General features: G+C 63.0%; 18 protein-coding genes and 1 other annotated feature. Of the genes, 13 read left to right on the top strand and 5 right to left on the bottom strand.

What is annotated here, in order from left to right; all coding sequences use genetic code 11:
- The first annotated feature begins 54 nt into the window (after nucleotides 1-54).
- From AC1DJO_RS00700 to AC1DJO_RS00680, 5 genes are all read left to right on the top strand, one after another.
- On the top strand, nucleotides 55-516 hold the full coding sequence (locus tag AC1DJO_RS00700; protein ID WP_112537871.1) for a tRNA (cytidine(34)-2'-O)-methyltransferase: 462 nt from the start codon (nucleotides 55-57) through the stop codon (nucleotides 514-516).
- 180 nt (nucleotides 517-696) lie between these two features.
- The gene (locus AC1DJO_RS00695; RefSeq protein ID WP_112515734.1) at nucleotides 697-1371 is read left to right on the top strand and encodes a L,D-transpeptidase; all 675 of its coding nucleotides are present in this window, start codon (nucleotides 697-699) and stop codon (nucleotides 1369-1371) included.
- 12 nt (nucleotides 1372-1383) lie between these two features.
- Nucleotides 1384-1920 (top strand): OmpA family protein, encoded by a 537-nt coding sequence (locus AC1DJO_RS00690; RefSeq protein WP_310294355.1) that lies wholly within the window; start codon nucleotides 1384-1386, stop codon nucleotides 1918-1920.
- A gap of 61 nt (nucleotides 1921-1981) precedes the next feature.
- Nucleotides 1982-3925 carry an adenylate/guanylate cyclase domain-containing protein gene (locus AC1DJO_RS00685; protein ID WP_477968440.1) on the top strand — a complete coding sequence of 648 codons (1944 nt, stop codon included), beginning with the start codon at nucleotides 1982-1984 and terminating at the stop codon, nucleotides 3923-3925.
- A gap of 74 nt (nucleotides 3926-3999) precedes the next feature.
- Nucleotides 4000-4055: a sequence feature (sul1 is cis-regulatory element that is thought to sense ions involved in sulfur or methionine metabolism; They are found in Alphaproteobacteria), on the top strand.
- 70 nt (nucleotides 4056-4125) lie between these two features.
- Nucleotides 4126-5592 (top strand): SulP family inorganic anion transporter, encoded by a 1467-nt coding sequence (locus AC1DJO_RS00680; protein ID WP_477968438.1) that lies wholly within the window; start codon nucleotides 4126-4128, stop codon nucleotides 5590-5592.
- A gap of 66 nt (nucleotides 5593-5658) precedes the next feature.
- On the opposite strand, the gene AC1DJO_RS00675 is transcribed toward AC1DJO_RS00680, so the two are convergent.
- Nucleotides 5659-6639, bottom strand: coding sequence for an SDR family oxidoreductase (locus AC1DJO_RS00675; protein WP_477968436.1), 981 nt, complete (start codon nucleotides 6637-6639; stop codon nucleotides 5659-5661).
- Between the two features lie 183 nt (nucleotides 6640-6822).
- Between AC1DJO_RS00675 and AC1DJO_RS00670 the strand changes: the two genes are divergently transcribed.
- Together AC1DJO_RS00670 and AC1DJO_RS00665 are read left to right on the top strand one after the other, a co-directional pair.
- Nucleotides 6823-7473 carry a glutathione S-transferase family protein gene (locus AC1DJO_RS00670; protein WP_477968434.1) on the top strand — a complete coding sequence of 217 codons (651 nt, stop codon included), beginning with the start codon at nucleotides 6823-6825 and terminating at the stop codon, nucleotides 7471-7473.
- A 265-nt stretch (nucleotides 7474-7738) separates the two neighbouring features.
- Nucleotides 7739-9385, top strand: a complete 1647-nt coding sequence (locus tag AC1DJO_RS00665) for a Na/Pi cotransporter family protein (protein WP_112386243.1) — start codon at nucleotides 7739-7741, stop codon at nucleotides 9383-9385.
- Nucleotides 9386-9391: 6 nt separating this feature from the next.
- On the opposite strand, the gene AC1DJO_RS00660 is transcribed toward AC1DJO_RS00665, so the two are convergent.
- Nucleotides 9392-9655, bottom strand: coding sequence for a hypothetical protein (locus tag AC1DJO_RS00660; protein ID WP_112386242.1), 264 nt, complete (start codon nucleotides 9653-9655; stop codon nucleotides 9392-9394).
- A gap of 165 nt (nucleotides 9656-9820) precedes the next feature.
- Here AC1DJO_RS00660 and hemF point away from each other — a divergent pair, with 165 nt between their 5' ends.
- The 3 genes from hemF (at nucleotide 9821) to AC1DJO_RS00645 (ending at nucleotide 11418) form a co-directional block, all read left to right on the top strand.
- Nucleotides 9821-10732 (top strand): oxygen-dependent coproporphyrinogen oxidase, encoded by a 912-nt coding sequence (gene hemF, locus AC1DJO_RS00655; RefSeq protein WP_477968432.1) that lies wholly within the window; start codon nucleotides 9821-9823, stop codon nucleotides 10730-10732.
- Nucleotides 10733-10851: 119 nt separating this feature from the next.
- Nucleotides 10852-11118, top strand: coding sequence for a hypothetical protein (locus tag AC1DJO_RS00650; protein ID WP_112386240.1), 267 nt, complete (start codon nucleotides 10852-10854; stop codon nucleotides 11116-11118).
- A gap of 114 nt (nucleotides 11119-11232) precedes the next feature.
- Complete coding sequence (locus tag AC1DJO_RS00645; RefSeq protein ID WP_477949251.1) at nucleotides 11233-11418, top strand: DUF1059 domain-containing protein; 186 nt, start codon at nucleotides 11233-11235, stop codon at nucleotides 11416-11418.
- Here AC1DJO_RS00645 and AC1DJO_RS00640 read toward each other — a convergent pair whose 3' ends face one another.
- Genes AC1DJO_RS00640 through AC1DJO_RS00630 form a run of 3 tightly spaced genes read right to left on the bottom strand, consistent with a single transcriptional unit; the run spans nucleotide 11419 to nucleotide 13939 of the window.
- Nucleotides 11419-12672 (bottom strand): CCA tRNA nucleotidyltransferase, encoded by a 1254-nt coding sequence (locus AC1DJO_RS00640; RefSeq protein WP_477968430.1) that lies wholly within the window; start codon nucleotides 12670-12672, stop codon nucleotides 11419-11421.
- Nucleotides 12669-13319: a CoA pyrophosphatase gene (locus AC1DJO_RS00635; RefSeq protein ID WP_310294341.1), complete on the bottom strand. Its 651-nt coding sequence runs from the start codon at nucleotides 13317-13319 to the stop codon at nucleotides 12669-12671. Before AC1DJO_RS00635 ends, AC1DJO_RS00640 begins: the two co-directional genes overlap by 4 nt.
- Nucleotides 13316-13939, bottom strand: a complete 624-nt coding sequence (locus AC1DJO_RS00630) for a DUF1285 domain-containing protein (protein WP_477968427.1) — start codon at nucleotides 13937-13939, stop codon at nucleotides 13316-13318. Before AC1DJO_RS00630 ends, AC1DJO_RS00635 begins: the two co-directional genes overlap by 4 nt.
- Before the next feature lie 157 nt (nucleotides 13940-14096).
- Here AC1DJO_RS00630 and AC1DJO_RS00625 point away from each other — a divergent pair, with 157 nt between their 5' ends.
- The 3 genes from AC1DJO_RS00625 to AC1DJO_RS00615 are packed head-to-tail and all read left to right on the top strand — an operon-like array spanning nucleotide 14097 to nucleotide 18857.
- Nucleotides 14097-15107, top strand: coding sequence for an AAA family ATPase (locus AC1DJO_RS00625; RefSeq protein ID WP_112386235.1), 1011 nt, complete (start codon nucleotides 14097-14099; stop codon nucleotides 15105-15107).
- A gap of 19 nt (nucleotides 15108-15126) precedes the next feature.
- On the top strand, nucleotides 15127-16047 hold the full coding sequence (locus AC1DJO_RS00620) for a DUF58 domain-containing protein (protein ID WP_112386234.1): 921 nt from the start codon (nucleotides 15127-15129) through the stop codon (nucleotides 16045-16047).
- Nucleotides 16044-18857 carry a DUF4159 domain-containing protein gene (locus AC1DJO_RS00615; protein WP_477968425.1) on the top strand — a complete coding sequence of 938 codons (2814 nt, stop codon included), beginning with the start codon at nucleotides 16044-16046 and terminating at the stop codon, nucleotides 18855-18857. Before AC1DJO_RS00620 ends, AC1DJO_RS00615 begins: the two co-directional genes overlap by 4 nt.

Below are 18857 nucleotides of genomic sequence, written 5' to 3'. Positions count from 1 at the left end.
TTGCGTTCAAAACACACATGTTCTAGGGCTGACACACCCTTCCCGGAGATAGCGATGACCGACCTCAGACTGGCGCTCTACCAGCCGGACATTCCCGGCAACACCGGCACGATCCTGAGACTGGCCGCCTGTCTCGGCTTTGCCGTCGATATCATAGAGCCAGCCGGCTTCGACATATCGGACCGCAATCTGAAGCGCTCCGGCATGGACTACATCTCATCGGCCGCCCTCACCCGCCATGTCAATTTCGACCGCTTCGAGGAATGGCGCGCAACCACAAGGCGCCGCCTTATCCTCGCATCGACCAAGGCCTCCAGCCCCTACACCAGCTTCGCCTTCCGGCCTGATGACATCCTGCTTTTCGGCCGCGAAAGCGCCGGCGTGCCCGACCACGTCCATGACAAGGCCGATGGGCGGCTCCTCATCCCGATGGTCGAGGGACAGCGCTCGATCAACGTCGCCGTCTCCGCCGCGATGATAACAGGAGAAGCGATGCGGCAGACGGTTTGGAGCTGAAGCTCCGGGCCGCTTCAGCGAAATATTGGGGCGATATTGCCATCGCCGAGTAATGGCCAAGGAACCAGTTTCCCGAAAGCCGTAACGTGAGCCACCCCTGCTGGAGAATTTTCTGTTGTAGCAAATAGAAAACCTGATTTACTGCGGTTTCGCTGCTTGGCTTTGAGGGGGATCTTGCCGATGGAGTGGACCCGCAGGACTATTTTGCATGGGGGCATGGCATTACTTGCAGCGGGCGCGGTTCAGCGCCCGGCATTTGCCGCCGCCGCCTCGTATTTTGCCGGAACCGCCGTCGATAACGGCATAACCTATCAAAGCACCAACTTCGCCAAGATCGACAGGCGCTGGCAGCGCCAGGTCGTCAAGTATTTCAGCACTGAGCCGATCGGCACCGTTGTTGTCGATACCCGGCACCACTTCCTCTACCTGATCATGGAAAACAAGACGGCGATCCGCTACGGCGTCGGCGTCGGCCGCGAGGGTTTCAAGTGGTTCGGACGCGCCACGATCGACCGCAAGGCGCTCTGGCCACGCTGGACGCCGCCGCCGGAGATGCGCAAGCGCCATCCGGAACTGCCGGAATTCGTGGCCGGCGGCTCGCCGAAGAACCCGCTCGGGCCACGTGCCATGTATCTGCTGCGTGATGGCGTCGATACCGGTTACCGTTTCCATGGCACGCTGGAGCCCTGGAGCATCGGCAAGGACGCCTCGAGCGGCTGCATCCGCATGTTCAACGAGGATGCGATCGACCTCTATCAGCGCTGCCCGATCGGCACCGCGGTGCAGGTCCTGCCGCATATTGCCGATCAGGCAGAGCCTGCAGCCCAGGTCAGCCAGACAACCCCGGTCGAATGAGGAAATCACCAGATGCCTTTCAAGACCGGATTTGCCGGCCGCCTCGCCGCCACAGCCATGCTGATGGCCCTCGCCTCCTGCACCACGAGCAATATCGCCTCGGTGGAGGAACCTGCACCAACGCCGATGACCGGCAAGACCAACGACCCCGCACCCGGCTTCGAGACGGTCGCGGCGGGCAGCGAGGAGGATTTCATCCTCAATGTCGGCCGCCGTATCTATTTCACCCAGGATTCCGCCACGCTCGATTCCGTTGCCATGGCAACGCTGGACAGCCAGGCCGCCTGGCTGAGCCGCAACCCGGCATGGCTGATCAAGCTGCAGGGCTTCGCCGATGATTCCGGCTCCGAATCCAAGATGCAGACGCTGTCGCAGAAGCGCGCCGATGCCGCCATGGCCTACCTCGTTTCGAAGGGTGTCGATGCCAAGCGGATGTGGGCCAAGGGCTACGGCAAGGACCGCGAGGTTCGCGACTGCACGGATCGCTCTTGCAAGGTGCAGAACCGCCGCGTCGTGACCAATCTGCGCAAGGAACCGGACGCCGTCTGATCGGATTGGCGGCGCGCTTTCTCCAAGCGCCGCCGCCTCTCCTGATGTCGAGGAAAATCCCGTGCGCTGGTCCAAACCCCTAAGGCTGCATCTCGGCGTCCTCGTCGTCGCATCGTTGCTCTGTACTTCGACGCCAATCATCTGGCTGGCTTTCAGCCATGGCCGCGAGGCGGCCGTCAGCGCCGGCGTGCAGCAGATGCGCGAAATGAGCCTGCGGCTGATCGAGGGCTACCGCAACACGCTGCAGGGCGGCACCGAGGCGGTCGCCCTCGCCTCGACCTTGCCGCAGCTCGCCTCCCCACCGCCGCAGGATCTGCAGGCAAAGCAGGAATTCCTGCTCGAAGCCCTGCGCAACATTCCGAATGCCACCAGCATCTACACCGGCTACCCCGACGGTTCCTATGTGCAGATCATCAACACCAACAGGCGCGATGTGCGCCAAACACTTGCGGCGCCCGATGGTACCGCCTTCGCGATCAGAACCATCGCCGAGCGGCAGAGCGCTGATGTCATCTCGATGCTCCGTTTTCTCGACAGTCAGGCAAGACCGCTCGGCGAGAAGAACATCGACTACGCTTCCTTCGATCCGCGCCAGCGCCCATGGTATCAATCCGCCGTTCGCGACGGACAGGCGATCTCGATCGGTCCCTATGTCGCCGGAACGCTTCAGGTCCCGACACTGACCGTCGCCGCGCCGATGCGCGACAACGTCAAAGTCGTCGTCGGCATCAATATCCACCTGCAAACCGTCGGCCGCCTGCTCGATGCACAGGGTATCGCGCCGCGTGCACGCGCCTATATCATCGACGATGCGGACGATCTGGTCGCCCATTCCGATCCTGCCATCATGCAGAGGCTGCTCGACATCTGGTCGAAGAGCACGGGCCCGGCCGATACGACCACCAACAGCTTCGACAGCAGCCTCGAAACCGTGGCCCGGCTGCGCCACGATCCAGCCTTTGCCAATGGCGGGCTGGCGCGCATCGAGCTCGACGGCGAAAGACACCTGCTGCAGATCGCCCCGGTCAGCGTCTCCGGCCTGTTCAAGGGAGATGTCGTCGCCATCGTCGTGCCGCTGGAGGATCTGGTGGCACAGGCCAACCGGCTGCTGATCCACAATCTCCTGATCGCCGCGGGGTTCCTGATCGGCGGTGTCGCGGCATCGGTGATCCTGTCGCGCATCGTCAGCCGCTCGCTGAACAGGCTTGCCGACGAGGCGCGGCGGATCGGCGATCTCGATGTCGGCGAGAAGGCGGCCTCGCATTCCTGGATCTCGGAGATCAACACGCTGGCGACGGCGCTGGCCGCAAGCCGCCACGCCATCCGCCAGTTTGCGCTCTATGTGCCGCGCGAAGTGGTCCGGCGGATCGTCGGTTCCGAAGACCGCACGATGGTCAAGGCGAGACGGCAGGAAGTCACCGTCCTCTTCACCGATATCCGTGACTTCACCACCATATCCGAGCAGCACTCGCCCGAGGACGTCGTCGATATACTCTCAGCCTATTTCGAGCTCTTGAACACCATCGCCGAGCGCCATGGCGGCACTGTCGTCCAGTATCTCGGCGACTCCATCTTCGTCATGTGGAATGCCCCCGTCGAAGATCTGAGGCATGCCGAAAACGGCTGCCGCTGCGCGCTCGCCATGAAGGCGGCGATCGATGCGATGAACGAAACCAATGCCGGAAACGGCCTGCCGGAACTCTTCACCCGCTTCGGCCTGCATACCGGCCCCGCCGTCGTCGGCAGCTTCGGCGCCATCTCGCGGCAGCAATACACGGCCATGGGCGACACGATCAACGTCGCCTCGCGGCTGGAGGGGCTTAACAAGCAGTTCAACACCTCGATCCTGCTGAGCGCGGCAACACGCGATGCCGTTGCCGGGCAGTTCGAAATGCACCCGCTCGGTCTGGTGCAGGTCAAGGGGCGCGCAGAGAAGGTGGATATATGGGAGCTTGCGGGGGTAGGCAGCGAGGAGAACATCGACGAACGGAAAGTCGCCGGATGATGCAGCAGCCGTTTCGCGCCAGAGCGGCGCCATATTGCATTGCGGAAGAATTGCGATAATACGAATTCACTCACCACGGACCCGGTGAAACTCCGGGTGGCTCTTCTGGCCGCCGATCCGCCAGACCACGCAAAACCTGCATGCCAATCAATCAGCCGCTCGAAAGAGCGCGCTCGTCATGCTTTGCGAGAACTCATCACATGCAATTTTCTTCCGTCCGCAGGGATTGGTCCGCCCATCCCAGGCGCGAAATGCTCGCTGGAGCAGTCGCGACATTCGCTTTGATCCCTGAGGTCATCGCTTTCTCCTTCGTCGCCGGTGTCGATCCTCAGGTCGGCCTGTTCGCGTCCTTTGTCATCGGCATCGTCATTGCCTTCACGGGCGGCCGTCCGGCGATGATATCGGCTGCGGCAGGGTCGGTCGCCCTCGTCGCGGCACCGCTGGTTCATGCGCACGGACTTCATTACCTCTTCGCCGCCGGATTGCTCGCGGGGCTGTTTCAAATCGCCTTCGGCATTCTGCGCCTCGGCGTCCTGATGCGCTATGTCTCGAAATCCGTGCGAACGGGCTTCGTCAATGCGCTGGCAATCCTGATCTTCGCCGCTCAGCTGCCGCACATCATCCACGGAGACTGGCTGGCTTACTGCATGTTGGCCGCGGGTCTGGCGGTTATCTACATCGCGCCCAGGGTGACCACCGCCATCCCCTCTCCGCTGATTTGCATTCTGGTGCTGACGGTCGCTGCGATCTCGTTCAACCTTCCGGTGATGAGGATTGCCGATCTCGGCAAACTTCCTGATTCCCTCCCGGTCTTCGGCTGGCCCGCCGTCCCGATCACGCTCGAAACACTGACGATCATCGCCGGACCGGCGCTGGCCATTGCCATGGTCGGGCTGCTGGAATCGATGATGACGGCGAGCGTCGTTGACGATCTGACCGGAACGCCGAGCTCGAAGAACAGGGAATGCACCGGCCTCGGCATCGCCAATATGGCGTCCAGCCTGTTCGGTGGAATCGCCGGATGCGGCATGATCGGCCAGACGGTGAGCAACGTGAAATACGGCGGCCGCGGCCGGCTCTCCACTCTCTTCGCCGGCGCGTTGCTGCTCGTGCTGATGGTGCTGCTGAAGCCTTGGGTCTCTCAGGTGCCGGTCGCCGCACTCGTTGCCATCATGGTCATGGTGTCTATCGATACCTTCGACTGGTCGTCGCTGAAGACAATGGTGGTTCACCCGAAAATGTCGAGCGCCGTCATGCTCGTGACCGTCCTCGTCACAGTGTTCAGTGCCAACCTTGCCTTGGGCGTCACCGTCGGCGTCCTGCTGAGCGGCGTGTTCTTCATGTTCAAGGTGGCCCGTCTCCTGCAGGTGAAAACGGAGATCGACGCCGATGCGGGTCAGGTCAGATATCTGGTATCGGGTCAGGTATTCTTTGCCTCGGCCGACGTCTTCATCGACGCCTTCGACATCGAGCAGTCCAAGGGCATGAACGTGACGATCGACGTTTCACAGGCGCATTTCTGGGATATCACGGCGGTCGCCGCACTCGATCGGGTTGTAGACCGTTTCAATACCCATGGCATCGCATCCCGTGTCTTGGGATTAAACGATGCCAGTGCCACTCTGATCAAAAGCCTGGATGGTTCAACGAAGCTTGAAGAAATCTGACCGCACCTCGGCAACGGGATCGATGACGGCAGATCGTCGTCATCGATCGTTCGCTCAAGGGAAGCCCTACCCCAACGCGCTCTGCGCCGCGCAGATCCGGTCGATCAGCGCATCGAACCCGCCCTTCGGCGGGCGGTTCTTCGCGAGACGCTGTTTCAGATGCAGGATCGGTTCCGCCAGGATGTCGTCGAGGTTCTCAGCACAGCTGAAATCACCTGCGACGCGCTTGACCTTCGAATTGTCGAAGATGGCGGTCCAGGCCTTGTCGCCGACCAGCGGACCGACCCAGTCAGGATTATACTTGATCAGCGTATCGGTCGGAACATGGACGATCTTGGCCTCGACGCCGAGCAGCCGCGCGATCGCTTTCTGAATGTCGTTCCAGATATGGGCGCGGTCGGAAGTGATGTGGAAGATCTCGCCGAGCGCCGCCTGCTTGCCGAACAGTCCGGCAAAGGGAACGGCGAAATCGACGGAACGCGTCAGCGTCCAGGGCGTGTGGCCATCGCCGGCGACGATCGTCGGCTCGCCATCCAGCATGCGCCTCGCCATGATATCGCTCTCGCCCATCATGATCGGGAGGCCGGTGCGCACGGTGTGGCTGGGGCGGACGATCGTCCAGGCGAGATTGCCGGATTTCTTCAGCAGCTCCTCGCAGGCGATTTTCGCCTGGCTGTAAGGCCAATATGGATTGATCGCAGGCGTGTCCTCGGTGATCACATAATGACGCGCCGGCTTTTCATAGACCGAGGCCGACGAGATGAAGATGTACTGGCCGCAATGGCCGGAAAATATCTCGATATCGCGGGCGATGTGATCCGGCGTGAAGGCGATGAACTGGCAGACGACGTCGTAGTTGGCCTTGGCGAGATCGGCATAGGCTGCCGATCCGAGTTCGCCGGTGATCGAGGTCACGCCGGCAGGCAGCGGATCGCCTCTGAGCCCGCGGTTGAAGACGCTGACATGGTGCCCCTGCGCAACCGCGCGCTCGACGCAGGGATAAGAGATCTGGCCGGTACCGCCGATGAAAAGCACGTTCAAAGCCATTGAAGAGACCTCGGTATGTGATGGGCAGGATCTGTGGTTGTTTTTCATAGCGCGAATGGGCCTGATCGTCTCCCGCAAATCCTAGGGGCGCGCCGCGGCCGGAAAGCGGTGCCAAGATACAAGCCGATGTCGGAACCCTGGCTGTCCGGACGTCTTCAAGACAGACATGTTCTGGAGGAAACGATGACGATCACCATCACAGCCTTTGAATGCTCGCCCGATCGCGGCCGCGGAATGGCCCGCGACATGCGCGTCCGCTGGGCACTCGAAGAGGTCGAGCAACCCTATGAGGTCCGTCTCGTGTCCTTCGAGGCGATGAGGCAGCCCGCCCATCTGGCGCTCCAGCCTTTCGGGCAGATCCCGACCTACGAAGACGGCGACCTGGCGATCTTCGAGTCCGGCGCCATCGTGCTCCATATCGCGCAACAATTCCCCGGCCTGCTGCCCGCGGATCAGAACGGCCGCGCTCGCGCCATCGCCTGGCTCTTTGCCGCCGTCAGCACCATCGAACCGCCGATTGTCGAACGGGAGGCGACCGGCTTTCTGGAGCGCAACGAGAGCTGGTACGAACAACGCCTCCCCCTCCTCACCGGCCGTATCCACAAGCGGCTGGCCGAGCTGTCACAACGCCTCGGCACCGCCGATTGGCTGGACGGCGATTTCAGCGCCGGCGACCTGCAGATGATCTCGGTGCTGCAGCGGCTGAAAAGCTCCGGCCTGCTCGACGAGTTCCCGAACCTTGCGGCCTATGTGGCACGCGGCGAGGCACGGCCAGCCTACAAGCGCGCGTTCGACGCCCAGCTGGCGGTTTTTCTGGCCTCCTCGCAGAGCTGACCAAGGCTCTCCGAAGCCGAAATCATCTGCGGCATCCGGTAGCATCCGCTGCCGGATGCCATTGATTTCCAGCGGCTCCGCCGTAGATGACGGCACATCCCTGCAATATGTCGCAAACGGCGTTGTGTTGCTGCCAAATCGGCCTATTATTGTTAGCCGGGCAAACAAAAATCCGTCACTGCGCAGCAATTTCAACGAATTGGCAATGACGTGATTCTAATATGCACAGCATTGCAAACGCCAATCAACAAGAAGACTGCTGATAATGGAATCCACGATCGTCATGATAAACCTGTTCGGTGCCGTAGCCTTGCTGCTATTCGGCCTGGCGCAGGTCAAAGATGGCGTGTCGCGGGCCTTCGGCGCCAAGCTCCGCACCGGGCTTGCGACCGGCACGCGCAGCGGTCTGCGCTCCTTTTTCTCCGGTTTCGTCGCCACCGTCGCGTTGCAGAGTTCCACGGCCACGGCGCTGATGGTCGCATCCTTCGTCGAGCGTGAACTGGTCAAGCCGCGCATGGCGCAGATCGTGCTGCTCGGCGCCAATGTCGGCACCGCCGTCACCGCCTGGATCGTCGCGACCGGCATCGAATGGCTGTCGCCGCTCGTCATCCTCGCCGGCATCGTGCTTTATCGCAGCGGTTCCACCTCCCGCCAGGGCGGCGGCACGGCGCTGATCGGCATCGGCCTGATGCTCCTGTCACTGCATCTGCTCAGCAGCGCCACAGAACCGATGCGCCAGTCGCCGGCACTCGCGGCCTTCGTCGGCCTGCTCGACAATGCCTGGCCGGTAGCGCTCGCCTTCTCTGCAGGCATTGCATTCATCTCCTCGTCCAGTCTGGCCGCCGTCGTGCTGATCCTGTCGCTGGCATCAACAGGCATCCTTTCTGCGGATCTGGTGATCATCCTGGTGCTCGGCGCCAATCTCGGCGGGGCCATTCCGCCGGTTGTGGCCTCGCTCTCCGGCCCGGCTTCGGCCAAGCGTGTCACGCTCGGCAATCTGATCGTGCGCGCCATCGGCTGTCTCATCGCCCTGCCGCTGGCAGGATACGGCGCCGAACTGCTGGAGCTTCTGCCGCTTGCGCCTGCAAAACTGCCCGTCGATGCCCATCTCGGCTTTAACCTGATGCTTGCCGCCGTCGCCTGGCCGTTCTCGCGCCTGCTGTCGAAGCTGATGCTGCGTCTGGTGCCGGAAGAGGCGCAGCCTGACAACGCCCCGAAATATCTGGATCAGGGCGAACTCTCGACTCCGGTCGTGGCGCTCGCCAGCGCCACCCGCGAAACGCTGGGCGTCGGCGATCTCATCGAGCGCATGCTGATGCGCGCCTCCGATGCCTTCGAGAAGGACGACCTCGCCAAGCTCAAGGAAATTCCCTCGCTCGAAAAGCGGGTCGATAGCCTGCAGCAGGAGGTGAAGATCTATCTCTCCAAGCTCGGCCGCGAAGGGCTCAGCGAAGAGAACGGCCGCCGCTCGATCGTCATCATCGACTATGCGATCAATCTCGAACATATCGGCGATATCATCGAGAAGGGTCTGCTGCCGCAGGTCACCAAGAAGGCTTCGCTCGGCCTGAAATTCTCTGAGGACGGCTATGAGGAGCTGAAGAAGCTCTTCCACCTGACGATCGACAATCTTCGCATCGCCCAGACGATCTTCGTCACCCGCGATTTCAAGCTCGCCAAGCAGATGATGGAAGTGAAGGTCGAGGTCCGCAGGATGGAGAAGCAGTCCTCCGAGCGCCACCTGGAGCGTCTGCGCGACGGCCGCGCCGACAGTCTGCAGACCAGCTCGCTGCATCTCGACATGCTGCGCGACCTGAAGCGCATCAACGCCCATATCGTCTCGGTCGCCCATCCGATCATGGACGAACACGGCCTCCTCATCGAAAGCCGCCTCAAGGACGCTGCGGAATAGAAATGATCAGTCGGCCGATGGCAGGCGGCGCATCGTGAACTCGATCTGATCGTTGTCCAGCTGCCGCCAGCTCTCGACCTCGGTCCAGTAGGCTGCCTTCGGATATTCGGCAAACCATTCGCGGGCCTTGGCCCGCGCATCGAGCAGCGCAAGCCGGTATGTTTCGCGCACGAAGCGGTCCGCGCCCGTTCGGGGCGTCCCCTCGGCACGATGCCGCTCGATCCTTCGTTTCAAGCCGTCGAATGACGGAGGTCCCGGAATTTTATTCATGAAACCTACCTCTGCCGGAAAAAGGTAGTATCGAAGCCGCTAATTTGCGAGTCGAATCTTGACTGCGGCCTTCCGCCCGCTGGCGACTGGCGTTCCTAGCTGATAGGAGGCGTCGCAATCAGGAATGACGGGTCGCGGCTCCGGCTGCGGCCTATGGGGGTTAGTATGGAAAGACCAGTATTGCCGGCAGGCCTTCCCGCCGACATCGAAGACAAGAAGCTTGCGGCCCAGACGTGGTTCCGCCAGCTGCGCGACACGATCTGTTCCACCTTCGAAGCACTGGAAGACGAACTCGCCGGACCAATGTCCGACCGCGAGCCCGGCCGGTTTATCGGCAAGGACTGGTCGCGTGACAATGGCGCGGGCGGCGGCGGACGCATGTCGATGATGCATGGCCGCGTCTTCGAAAAGGTCGGCGTTCACACCTCGACCGTCTATGGCGAATTCGCCCCCGATTTCCGTGCCCAGATCCCCGGCGCCAATGAGGACCCGCGCTTCTGGGCCTCCGGCATCTCGCTGATCGCCCACCCCGTCAATCCGAACGTGCCCGCCATCCACATGAACACCCGCATGGTCGTGACCTCGACCCGCTGGTTCGGCGGCGGTGCGGACCTGACGCCGGTTCTCGACCGGCGCCGCAGCCAGGAAGACGAAGATACCCAGCTCTTCCACAAGGCGCTGGAGTTCGCCTGTCGCCAGCACGCGGTTGCCGATTACGATGCCTACAAGAAGTGGTGCGACGAATATTTCTTCCTGAAGCACCGCAACGAACCGCGCGGCACCGGCGGCATTTTCTACGACTGGCTGCATTCGAGCCCCGAGGCCGGCGGCTGGGACGCCGATTTCGCCTTCACGCAGGACGTTGGCCGGGCCTTTGCCGCAGTTTATCCACAGATTGTTCGCGCCAATTTCAACAAACAGTGGACGGAACAGGATCGTGAGGAACAATTGATTCGTCGCGGCCGCTATGTGGAGTTTAATCTCCTCTACGATCGCGGTACCATCTTCGGGTTGAAGACGGGTGGCAATATCGAGTCGATTCTCTCGTCCATGCCGCCAACGGTGAAATGGCCGTAGGCGCTGCAGATCAGACTGTACGATAACGTACGGGTAAAAACATGTTGAATGCCCTTCAAGAAGGGTGAACGCGTTCTAAATCAATTTGTATGTGCATAACAATCGGAGGAGGATTGTCCATGACGATACAAAGCGGTTCATCCGCGGATGCGCAGCAATCATCCCGCGTAATCGATGCCCCGGAATTTCTGAGCCGTCTCGCAGAAGACATGCGGGCGAAAAGCGGCTCGGATTTGCCCCTTTCCTGCTTCATCGAGCAGGTCAAGCTTCAGCTCGCCGGCGGAAAATCGCCCGAAGAGCTGCAGGGACAGGGCCGCGAAAGCGCCAATTCCAACACGCCCTACCAGTCTTCGGACTGCTACCGTTTCTGGGCGATGCCGGAATAAGCCTATCAATCCGGCCGATCGCCGCGATCGGCCGGAACCTTCTCCCCTCTTTGCACATTCAAGCTACGCGTGAATGTGCGCGATCCTGTCACGTTCCGGATCAAGGAGGATACAATGCGACTTTTCGAATGTGGTACGCTCGTTCCAGGCTGCGACTGGCATACCCGTGCCAATGACGACGCCGAAGTCGTCCGCCGCGTGGTCGAGCATATGAAGACCGCCCACGGCGAAACCACCATCCGCGAAAACATGGTCGACAATATCAAGGCCCGCATCCGCAACGAAGCGAACGCGGCCTGATCATTTCGCGAGATCGTTGAGCCGGGCGAGCAGCGCCGCCCGGTCGGCAACGAAATTCTCATCGACCCATTGCTCTTCGAGCGTCTGTAACAGCTGGCCGACGCGCGGACCCGACGGTATGCCGGACGCCATCACGTCGCCGCCGCTCAGCGGAAATTTCGGCTTCTGCCACCGCTCCGCCTGCTTGAGTAGCTTGCCGAGACGCGCCGCGCGGCTCATCTCCTTCATGTCACCTTCCGCCTTGCTCCGCGCCACCGCAAGCGCCAGCTTCAGCCGTGCGATGATGCCTTCGGGCGCGTTGCGGTAAAGCAGCCGGTCAAAGGCAGCAGACGAAATCTCGTCGTTCACGGGGACGGCAAGCGCCCAGGTTTTCAGCCAGGCGGCTTCGGCATTGGCAAGTTTCAGCCGCGCCGACATCGCCACCAGGCGGGGAACATCGGGAGGCACGATCGAAGCCAGTCTCAGCAGCGGATCCGGCGCCCAGCCGAGCGCCTGCTCGGTCGCCACCAGCCCCGGAATGGCGTCGATGCCCCACTTTTCCGTCTCAGGCAGTATCTCGTTCAGCGTCGCGACCGTCCGCATCCAGAGCAGCGCGCGGCCGGGATCCTTGGCCGACAGCAGCTTGCGAAGCTCGGACCAGACACGCTCGGCCGAAAGCGTTGCGAGCTTCGAGCGCGCCGCGGCGGAAGCCTTCAGCCCGGCTGCATCCGGCCTGCCGGAGCCGTAGTAGGCAAAGAAGCGGAAGAAACGCAGGACCCGCAGGTAATCCTCGGAGATCCGCGTCGCCGCATCGCCGATGAAGCGGATGTTGCGCGTTTCGATATCCGCAAGCCCGCCAACGAGATCGATCACCTCGCCTGCCGCATTGGCATAGAGCGCATTGATCGTCAGGTCGCGCCGCTCCGCGTCAACCTGCCAATCGGTGCTGAAGGCGACCTTGGCGTGCCGTCCATCGGTTTCGACGTCAGTGCGCAGCGTCGTCACCTCGAAGGGTTTGCCGTCGAGAACCAGCGTCACCGTGCCATGCGCGATGCCTGTCGGCACCGCCTTTATACCCGCGGCCTGCGCCCGCTCGATCACCGCCTCCGGCGTCAGCGTCGTGGCCATATCGATATCGCTGACATCGAGCCCCATCAGGCTGTTGCGCACGGCGCCGCCGACGACCCGGCCCTCGCCGCCATCGGCATTCAGCAGCGAAAAGACGCGCGTCAGGCGCGGATCCTGAAACCAGGCTTCGTGAGCCACACTGGTCATGCATACATTCTTTCGTAAATCGTGCGGATGATGCCGGCCGTAATGCCCCAGATCATCCATTCCTCATAGGGCATGCGGTAAAACTGGCGCTGCACTCCGTTCCAGGGGCGGCTGTCAAGCGCGTGATTATCAGGGTTCATAAGGAATGACAGCGGCACCTCGAACACGCTTTCCACCTCATCCGGGCTCGGCGTCAGCGTGAAGCCGGGCTTGATGACGGCAAGAACCGGGGTGATGCGGAAGCCGGTCGCCGCCAGATAATCCGGCAGGCGGCTGACCGGCTCGATGAACATGTCGGCAAGGCCGATCTCCTCGCCAGCCTCGCGGATCGCCGCCATCTCCAGCGACTCATCGGTCGGATCCATCGAACCGCCCGGAAAGGCGATCTGGCCGGAATGCTTGCGCAGCGTCTCGGTGCGCTTGGTCAGGATCACCCGCGCGTCGTCGCCGTCATCGATGACAGGCACCAGCACCGCCGCATCGCGCAGCTTGATGGTCTCGACATAGGGCAGAAGATCCTGGTTGATCAGGTGATCGCCATGATCGCGCCAGGCGAGATCGATCGGCCCGCCCTTCTGGTTGAGCGCCCGGCGGCGGAATTCATCGGCCGAATACAGCGGATAGCGGGATGCAATCGGTTCGCTCATCGGGACAGCGCATCCAGTTCATCCGCAGGCATGACGGGGAAGATGCGCCCGCCGGATCGCAGGCAGAACATCTGACGCCCCTCGACCGCGATCACTTCACCAAGCTCGACCAGCTCGTACATCACAGGACGCGCAACCAGCGCCTCCAGCCTGCCGCGCACATGCAGATAGGGCTTCAGCTCGCTGTTGTCGCCATGGATGACGAAACGCAGCGCATGCTCGTCTCCGGCCTCGACGACATCGCCGGTATTGGTGCGAAACGTCAGCACCTGCGTGTCTCCGCGTCCCGTCACACTCATCTCGACGGCGAGAAACGGCGCATCGGCGACGCGGATGCCGACCTTTTCCACAGGAGTCACAAGATAGGTCTTGCCGTCCTCATCCTTGCGCAGGACCGTCGAAAAAAGCCGGACGAGCGGCGCCCGGCCGATCGGCGTGCCCATGTAGAACCATGTGCCGTCGGCACGGATTTCCATGTCGATATCGCCGCAAAAGGGCGGATTCCACTTGTCCACGGGCGGAAGACCGCGCGTTTTGCCACCGGTTTCGCCGGCGGCACGCGAAATCAGCGCGGCCAGCCCCGCTGCATCTTCGCTCGCCCTGATCTCTTCGCCTGCCATTCTTCTGTCCCGGTTTGCACTTAACGAGGGGAAGTCACGAGATAGTCATTCGAAACGAACTTGTCAGCCCGCAACATCTTCATAACTCTATCGGGTATGAGGCAGAGGTGTAAGTCCGCCGATTCGCGACGAATGATTTAGCCGTTGGAGATGCCTGATGGGTATGATGAAGACCGAAGACAGCCTCGATGAAAAGGCGATCATTGCCGCCGCCGAAAAGGCGCTTGCCGATATCGCCCTTGTCCGTGAAGAAGTTTCGAAGGTGATCTTCGGTCAGGAAAGCGTCGTCGAGAACACGCTTCTCGCCGTGCTTTCGGGCGGCCATGCGCTGCTGGTCGGTGTTCCCGGCCTTGCCAAGACCAAGCTCGTCACCACGCTGGGCGAAGTGCTCGGCCTCGGCGCCAACCGCATCCAGTTCACCCCGGACCTGATGCCCTCGGATATTCTCGGCTCCGAAGTCATGGACCAGGACGAGAGCGGGCGCCGCTCTTTCCGCTTCGTCAAGGGGCCGGTCTTTGCCCAATTGCTGATGGCCGACGAAATCAACCGCGCCTCGCCGCGTACTCAGTCGGCACTGCTGCAGGCCATGCAGGAATATCACATCACCGTCGCCGGCCAGCGCTACGACCTGCCGGCGCCGTTCCACGTTCTCGCCACCCAGAACCCGCTGGAGCAGGAAGGCACCTATCCGCTCCCCGAAGCCCAGCTCGACCGCTTCCTGATGCAGGTCGACGTCAACTATCCGGAGCTTGCTGCCGAGCGGCAGATCCTGCTCGAAACCACCGGCCTCAGCGAAACCAAGCCGCAGGCGGTGCTCGATGCCGGCAGGCTGACGCAGATTCAGAGCCTGATCCGCCAGATGCCCGTCAGCGACAAGGTGGTCGATGCCATCCTCGGCCTCGTGCGCTCGGCCCGTCCCGGCCAGGGCAATGCCGCGACCGACAAGCATGTCGCCTGGGGCCCCGGCCCGCGCGCCGGCCAGGCGATGATGCTCTGCGCCCGCGCACGCGCACTCTACGAAGGCCGCCTCGCGCCTTCGCTCGATGACGTCTATGCTCTGGCCGAACCCGTGCTCGAACATCGCATGGCGCTGACCTTCGCCGCCCGCGCCGAAGGCATGTCGGTCCGCGATGTGATTGCCGGCCTCGTCAAGCAGGCCCGGGGATAAGAACAAGGATAGAGAACGCGTGGCGTCTATCGGACAGATCGTCAATCCGACACCGGGCAGCGATGCGCTTGCACGAGCAAGGCAGCGCGCCTCGCTGGTGCCCGATTGTCTGGTCGAAGCCAAACGCATCGCCAACACGGTAATCGCCGGCTGGCACGGCCGCCGCAAGCGCGGCATCGGCGAGAATTTCTGGCAGTTCCGCCCCTATACCGAAGGCGAGAGCCTGTCGCGCATCGACTGGCGCCGCTCGGCCCGCGACGACCACACCTATATCCGCGAACGCGAATGGGAAGCCGCCCACACGATCTGGCTCTTTGCCGACATGTCGCCGTCGATGATGTACAAGTCGACGCTCGGCAGCGTGTCCAAGGAGAGCCGCGCGCTTGTCATCATGCTGGCGCTTGCCGAAATTCTGGCGCGCTCAGGCGAACGCATCGGCTGCCCCGGCGTCATGGAGCCGGTTTCGGCACGCAATGCCGCCGAGCGTCTGGCAACCGCACTGATGCATTCGCAGCTCACCGGCGGGCTGCCCGAAGTGGCGATGATCCGCGGCTGGAGCGATCTGGTGCTGATCGGCGATTTTCTCGACGATGCCGATGCCGTCATGGCGCGGCTGACGCCGCTTGCCCGCCGTGGCCTGCGCGGCCATGTCGTCGAAGTGGCCGATCCGGCCGAAGAAATCTTCCCCTATAGCGGCCGCACCGAATTCACCGATCCGGAAACCGGCTCCAAGCTCGTCTCCGGCCGCGCCGAAAATATCCGCGATGCCTATACGCGCGCCTATCTCGCCCGGCGTGACAGTCTCGGCCAGTCGCTGCGTCATCTCGGCTGGACCTTCGTGACCCACCGGACCGACCATCTGGCATCCGAAGCGCTGGTGGCGATCCACATGTATCTCTCCGGCATGCCGGCCAAGGCAACGCATGGAGGGCAGCTGTGAACGCCCTTCCCTTCGCTTTCGCCTATCCCGCCATCCTCGGCGCCCTCGTCGCCCTCCCGGTCATCTGGTGGCTGCTGCGTCTGACGCCGCCGCGCCCGAAGACCGAAGTCTTTCCGCCGCTGAAAATCCTCGCGACCGTTCTAAAGCGCGAGGAAACACCGGCGCAGAGCCCCTGGTGGCTGACGCTGCTGCGTATGCTACTTGCCGCCGCCGTGATCCTGGCGATCGCCGATCCGGTCTTCAATCCGCGCACCAATTCGCTGGCCGCAGGCGGCCCGCTCGTGCTCTTTGTCGACAATAGCTGGGCAACCGCACCCGATTGGGAGCGCCGCGTGCAGACCGCCGAAGCGCTGATCGACGACGCGGAATCCGCAGGCAGCCCCGTCGCCATAGCCTTCACCGCCGACCCGACCAACGATGCGGTTCCCGGCACCGCGGCTGTCGCCCGCGACAAGCTGCGCGCCGCCGAACCCAAGCCACTCGTTCCCGACCGCCAGCGCGCCTTCGAAGCGCTGCGCGCCGCCTTGAACGGCACCAAGCCCGGCACGCTCGCCTTCCTGTCCGATGGCGCCGCCTCCAGGGACAACGAAACGGTTGTCCGCGACCTCGCGAACCTGCAGCCGGCAGAGCTACGCCTCGTCGAAGGCGACAGGGCGCAGACCATCGCCATCACCGGTGCTGCCAATGCCGCCGATGCGATGACCGTCACCGCCACCCGCCTCGACACGGCAGCCGCCTCGCAATTGCCGCTGACGGCGCAGGACGCCCAGGGCCGCGCGATCGCCGCCGGTTCCGTCACCTTCCAGCCCGGCCAGTCGGTGGCGACAGGGTCGATCGCCGCGCCCTTCGAGATGCGCAACGATTTCGCCCGCGTCAGCATCGACGCCCACGCGACGGCTGGTTCCGTCCACCTGCTCGACGACGGCTTCAAGCGCCGCCGCGTCGTGCTGCTCTCGGGCGAAGCGGGCGACGAATTCCAGCCGCTGCTCTCGCCGCTCTATTACATCCAGCGAGCCCTGCAGCCCTATGCCGATCTGATCGAACCCAATTCGCCCGATCTCGCCACCTCGATCCCGGATCTTCTGTCGCAGAACCCGTCTGTGATCATCATGGCCGATATCGGTCGCCTGCCGCAGGAAACCTACGAGCCGCTGCAGCGCTGGATCGCCAATGGCGGCACGCTGATCCGCTTCGCCGGTCCGCGCCTTGCCGCAGCCCCGGCTGACGATCCGCTGGTGCCGGTGACGCTGCGCCAGGGCGAGCGTGCGCTCGGCGGCGCGCTCTCCTGGGCCGAACCGCAGCCGCTGGCCGACTTCCCGAATTTCGGACCCTTCGCCGGCATGGCGAGGCCAACCGACGTGACGATCAAGCGCCAGGTTCTCGCCGAACCGACGCCTGACCTTGCCGAACGCACCTGGGCCAGCCTTGCCGACGGCACGCCGCTCGTCACCACCAAGCCGATCAGTGCCGGGCGCATCGTGCTCTTCCATGTCAGCGCCGAGGCCACATGGTCGAACCTGCCGATCTCCGGCAACTTCGTGGAAATGCTCCGCCGTATCGTCCAGCTCTCCCGCTCCGGCGGCGTGACCTCTGAGGCCGGTGCGGCATCCACCGCCGAAGCACTGCCGCCCTTCCGGCTGCTCGACGCCAAGGGCGTGCTGACCACCGAAACGGGAACCGCCCGGCCACTGATCCCGAACGCCAAGGCCGCACCGGTCTCGAACTTCGACAATCCGCCCGGACTCTATGGTTCAGAAGATGGCTTTACCGCGTTGAATGTATTGCCTGATAATGCCGAATTGAAGCCGCTGGACACCGCAGGCGTCACCGTCATCCGCGCCGGATTGATCGGCGGCGAGACATGGTCGGCCAAGCCTGCGCTCTTCCTGATCGCCTTCCTGCTGCTGCTCGCCGACAGCCTGATCGTGATGTTCATGAGCGGCGCCTTCTCGCGCCTTCGCCCCGCCGCCCGCAGCGCCGCGCTGATTGCCGTGGCGATCGCCGCCGGCCTCTTCCTGCAGCCGCATGATCTGCGCGCCGACGATTCCAAACCCGGCGACGACCTGATCCTGCAACGGCTCGACAACACCCATCTCGCCTACGTCGTGACCGGCGAACAGGACGTCGACAACATCTCCGAGCGCGGCCTCGAAGGGTTGACGGAATTCCTCACCTACCGCACGACCTTGGAGCCGGCACCGCCTGTCGGCCTCGACCTGACCAAGGACGAGCTCTCCTTCTACCCGATCATCTACTGGCCGGTTTCCGCCTCAGCCCCGATGCCCTCGACGGCAGCGATCAACCGCATCGACGCCTACATGCGCGCCGGCGGCACGGTGCTCTTCGATACCCGTGACCAGTTCAGCGCCCTCGACAATTCCGGTGGCGCGCAGAGCGCCAATGGCGAACGCCTGCAGCAGATCCTTGCCAATCTCGATATTCCGCCGCTCGAACCGGTGCCCTCGGACCACGTGCTGACGAAGTCCTTCTATCTGCTGTCGAGCTTCCCCGGCCGCTATGCCGGCAGCCCGCTCTGGATCGAGGCCCGTCAGGACAATCGCGCCAGCGATCCGAAGTCCGCAGCCTCCGCCGATGGCGTCTCGCCGATCCTGATCACCGGCAACGACTTTGCCGGCGCTTGGGCGGTCGATGAAAACGGAACGCCGCTGCTGCCGACCGTGCCGCCGGACGAGGCGCAGCGCGAGTACGCCTACCGCGCCGGCGTCAACATCATGATGTATATGCTGACCGGCAACTACAAGACCGACCAGGTTCACGTCCCCGCCCTCCTCGAACGCTTGGGGCAGTGA

The sequence above is a fragment of the Rhizobium sp. 05N430 genome, assembly GCF_056396985.1.
This window is presented reverse-complemented; position numbering and strand designations above follow the sequence as displayed.